Below are 4,085 nucleotides of genomic sequence, written 5' to 3' on the forward strand. Positions count from 1 at the left end.
GTTTGTCTAAGGGAGGAGAGTACGAGATTCGAACTCGTGCGCCGGTATTAGCCGGTTCGCCGGATTTCGAGTCCGGTGCATTACCACTCTGCCAACTCTCCAGAACGCATTCCATCTTACCAAAAAGACGGCATGCTGTCCACTAAAATTGTGTCAAACGCTTAGTACTGCATCAGGGTGAACATGTCGTAACCCTTGATTTTATCCCGTCCGTGCAGGTCCGTCAGTTCGATGAGAAAAGCGGTCCCGACAACGATCCCGCCGAGTTCTTCAACCAGCTTAATGGTGGCCGCTAAGGTCCCGCCGGTGGCCATCAAGTCGTCGACGACCAATACCCGCTGGCCGGGTTTAACGGCATCTTTATGCATGTACAGTGAGGCTTCGCCGTATTCCAGGTCATAGGTCACAGACACCGTGGGCCGGGGCAGCTTGCCCTTCTTGCGGGCAGGCGCAAAGCCCACCCCCAGCTTGTACGCCACCGGACAGCCGACGATGAAGCCGCGGGCTTCGGGGCCGCAGACCATTTCCACGTTCTTCGCCTTGGCATAATCCACGATGGCATCGGTGGCCGCCGCGTACGCCTGACCATCCTGCATGAGCGGCGAAATATCCCGGAAGATGATGCCGGGTTCGGGGAAGTCTTTCACATTCGCCACGTAATCTTTAAAATTGATCGACATATTTTCTCCTACCTTTGATTAAACTGTTGACTGAGTAACGCGCGCACTTTCTCCCATGAGGCTGTTTGGAGGGCTCGCGTGAAGTGGACGTGCTGCGCCCGCGCTTGATAATGGGGAGCGTCGGCCAGCTGGCGGGCCTGGGCGGTCGGCTGGAACGTGATTTTGCCGTCGACCATGGCCAAGAAGCCTAAATCCAAGAAAACTTGAATGATGAACCGCAGGGCGGCCACATCGATGCCGGCTTGGGCCGCCAGAGCCGGTAATTGCGCCGGCGCCACGGACGGCTGGGCCTTGAACAAGTTGAAGACCTTGCCGAAAACGGGTTTACCAGGCAGCGCATCCGCCAACCGCGTCTGGGAGGCATAGAAAATGACCCAGACCTGCTCTGGTGACACATGCTGCCCTAACGTTTGCAGCTGGGCCAGGCTGGCCGGCGTATCCACCAGCACTAGCTTAGTGTACTGGCTGATTTGCGGGTCGTCAAACATTATTCGGGGTTGGTTCTGCAGAAAACCCGACAACCGCTTTGCGTAGGCTTTCTGGAAAAAAACGTAAGCCGCATCCAGAGAAAATTGAGAACGTTGCAAACTGGTTGAGCGCCAATCGTTCAGGACCGGTAATTCGGCCGCGGCGTCCAGAAGCTGGAATTGTGCCGTGGTGCGGCCATTCCACGTGTTCTGCTGCAGCGTGCCGTACAACGTGACGGCGTTGGCGTCCCCCAGCTGCGGACCAAGCGCAGCGAGGTTGAAACCGACGGTGCTGACCGTCTCCTTCGTCCCCCGGAGTTGGCAGCGCAAATGGTCATTTGTTTGGCCCATCGTCTGGACGCCCTGGATAACATCCGGCTGGACGGCAATCACTGGTCGGGGGTTAGCTGTGCCAAAGGGGGCCAGCACGGCCAGAGCGGTGTAAGTCGATAACGTTAAGTCATCCACGGTCAGTGCTAAATCGGCTGCTTTGGCCGGCTTCGCGCCCGGTTGGAAATGCTGGGCCTCTGCCCCGTCTTCCAGCGCTTGGGCAAGGACCGGGACCTTGTCGGCCGCTACGGTCAGGCCCACGGCGGCAGCGTGGCCGCCAAAGGCTGTACACACGTCCCGCTTTGGGTTTAAGGCGGCGAACAGGTTGTACGCCCCCGCGGTGCGGCCGGACCCCTTGTATTCATCGGTGGGTTTCTCCCGGCTCAGTACGATGGTCGGCTTGCCGGTGGTCTCGGCCACCCGGTTGGCGACGATGCCGAGCACGCCCTCATGCCACCCTTCTCCGGTAATGATCAGTGTCCGCCGGGCCGTGTTATCCGCCGCCGCGGCTTGCTGCAGAGCGGTATTGGCAATCTCCTGCACCCACGTCTTCCGGGTGGTGTTGGTTTCATCGACTTGTTTGGCCAAACTCTCGGCCTCATCCGGATCGAAAGTCGTCAGCAGCGTGACACCAACCGTGCCGTCGTCCACTCGCCCTAAGGCGTTAAGCCGCGGGGCCAAGGCGAATCCCACCGTTTCTTCATCAATGCTGTCCGTCTGAATCTGCGCCGCCTGGTAAAGGGCTTGCAAGCCCAGCCGGTCAGTCTTCTGCAGTTGGTGCAGACCATAAGTGGCGATGACCCGGTTCTCATCGACCAGCGGCATCACGTCTGCGATCGTGCCGATCGCCGCGAGGTCCAGCAGGTCCACCGGCACCGTATCCATTAGGGCACTGGCCACTTTGAAAGCAATCCCGGCCCCGCTCAAATCGCCGAAGGGGTACTGACTCCCTGGAATGCGGGCATGCACAATGGCGGCTGCGGCGGGCAATTCGGGCGGCAGCTCGTGGTGGTCGGTAATGATGACCGCCACATCATGCGCGTTGCAGTAGGCCACTTCGTCTTTGCCGGTGACCCCGTTGTCCACGGTAATGATCAGCTGGGTGCCGGTCTCCACCAGATACTTATACACGGCCATGTTCGGGCCATAGCCATCGGTGAAGCGGTTCGGGATGTAGAAATGGACGTCAGCGCCCAGATTCTCCAGCGTCTCATACATGATGGCCGTGCTGGTGATCCCGTCGGCGTCATAGTCGCCGTACACGGTGATCTTCTCGTTCGCCGTGATGGCTTGCTGAATGCGGGCCACGGCTTTCGCCATGTCATGCAGAGCCAGCGGATCATGCAGATCGGTCAACTGCGGCTGTAAGAAATGCTGCGCGTCAGCAGCAGTAGTGATACCGCGGCTGCGCAGCAAATGAGCCACCGTTACCGGTTGCCCAATGGCGGCAGCCAACTGCTTATCTTCATCATCCAATGGTGTCGGTGCGGTCCAGGTGAAACGACTCAATGCGGCAGCCTGCTTTCTTCAATATATTCCGTGCGTAACCAAGGCTTCCATTATAGCAAAATCCGCCCTAAAACAAAAAAGCCCCCGCCAAAGCGGAGGCAGCACAACTAAGTATTAAGGACTGAAAACCTTCAGTGTTTCCTTGTTCGCCACCTCGGTACTGACCAGGTGGCCGCGGATCGCCCAGCGGTTGACCCCGCCATCCGCACAGGTGATTAGGGTGACCATGGTTTCCCCTTCCACATCGTTCAGGAGATACACGGCAGTGGGGTCGACGATCTTCTTCCAGGTAATTTCGTAGATGTAGATATGTTCCAGATCGGTCAGGTACACTTTCTGACCCAGCTGGGTGTTCTCTAAAGGAGAAAACAGAATCCCCTTGTTCGTCATGTAGTGCCCAGCCAACGCATAGTTCCCCTGGCCCATCACTTCATTGGGCTTCATTGTGCCCCCGCCAGTCGACAGCGCGGTGTCGCTCAGGCCCTTGACGATGGGCAGGTGCATCCCGACCGCGGGGATCGCCAGCTTGCCAATGACGCTGGCATCGCTCTTCACCGCCGCTTTGACGACTTGCGTGGTATCGATGCTTTTTACTTTAGAAAAGTCGAATTCGCCCTTGCTCAGCTCGTTTTGCTGGATCTGCTGGCGGGTGACGTTCATCTGCCGTTGGGACATCGTGCTGACGAGCCAGTTTTTGATGGGTTCGTTGAAAATCAGGACCAGGCCGATGGCAAAGACCAATCCCAAAAACACACGCAATAAAATTCTGCCCGCTTTCTTCACCGCAGGGCGCCCCTCTCCTTTATTGACACACGCGATTCTCTGTACAACTTATGCTAGCGAAATCCCCGGCCGGCGTCAATGGTTTTGCTTAACTGGTAGGCGACCAGTAAACTGTTGCATCGCGGCATCAGATTACTCCCCACTGGACCGATTGGGAGAGCATGGCAACTGTCCGGTCGCTGGCCCGGGTGACGGAGGGCTCCGCGGGCGGGGGCTGGAACGTGGTGCGGCGACTTTAAGCCAAATGCAAAGTGCGCATTTGTCTTAAAGCTCGCCGTTGGCCTAAGCGGTCAAAAACCGACCGCTAAGGCCAATC

3 protein-coding genes and 1 tRNA gene are annotated in these 4,085 nt (G+C 57.9%); all 4 read right to left on the reverse strand.

The annotated features are described in order from the left end of the window. Positions 1-13: 13 nt before the first annotated feature. Positions 14-101: transfer RNA gene (locus L248_RS02025), tRNA-Ser, on the reverse strand. 60 nt (positions 102-161) lie between these two features. Next, positions 162-680 (reverse strand): adenine phosphoribosyltransferase, encoded by a 519-nt coding sequence (locus L248_RS02030; protein ID WP_022528385.1) that lies wholly within the window; start codon positions 678-680, stop codon positions 162-164. Positions 681-688: 8 nt separating this feature from the next. Then, complete coding sequence (gene recJ / locus L248_RS02035) at positions 689-2,986, reverse strand: single-stranded-DNA-specific exonuclease RecJ (RefSeq protein WP_022528386.1); 2,298 nt, start codon at positions 2,984-2,986, stop codon at positions 689-691. Positions 2,987-3,100: 114 nt separating this feature from the next. After that, positions 3,101-3,751, reverse strand: a complete 651-nt coding sequence (locus L248_RS02040) for a class A sortase (RefSeq protein WP_245585266.1) — start codon at positions 3,749-3,751, stop codon at positions 3,101-3,103. Positions 3,752-4,085 lie beyond the last annotated feature (334 nt).

The sequence above is a fragment of the Schleiferilactobacillus shenzhenensis LY-73 genome (assembly GCF_000469325.1).
GTDB lineage: Bacteria > Bacillota > Bacilli > Lactobacillales > Lactobacillaceae > Schleiferilactobacillus > Schleiferilactobacillus shenzhenensis.

Excerpts from the sequence above, each read along its gene's own strand:
- L248_RS02030 (WP_022528385.1), bottom strand. The coding sequence starts at position 680 with ATGTCGATCAATTTTAAAGATTACGTGGCGAATGTGAAAGACTTCCCC.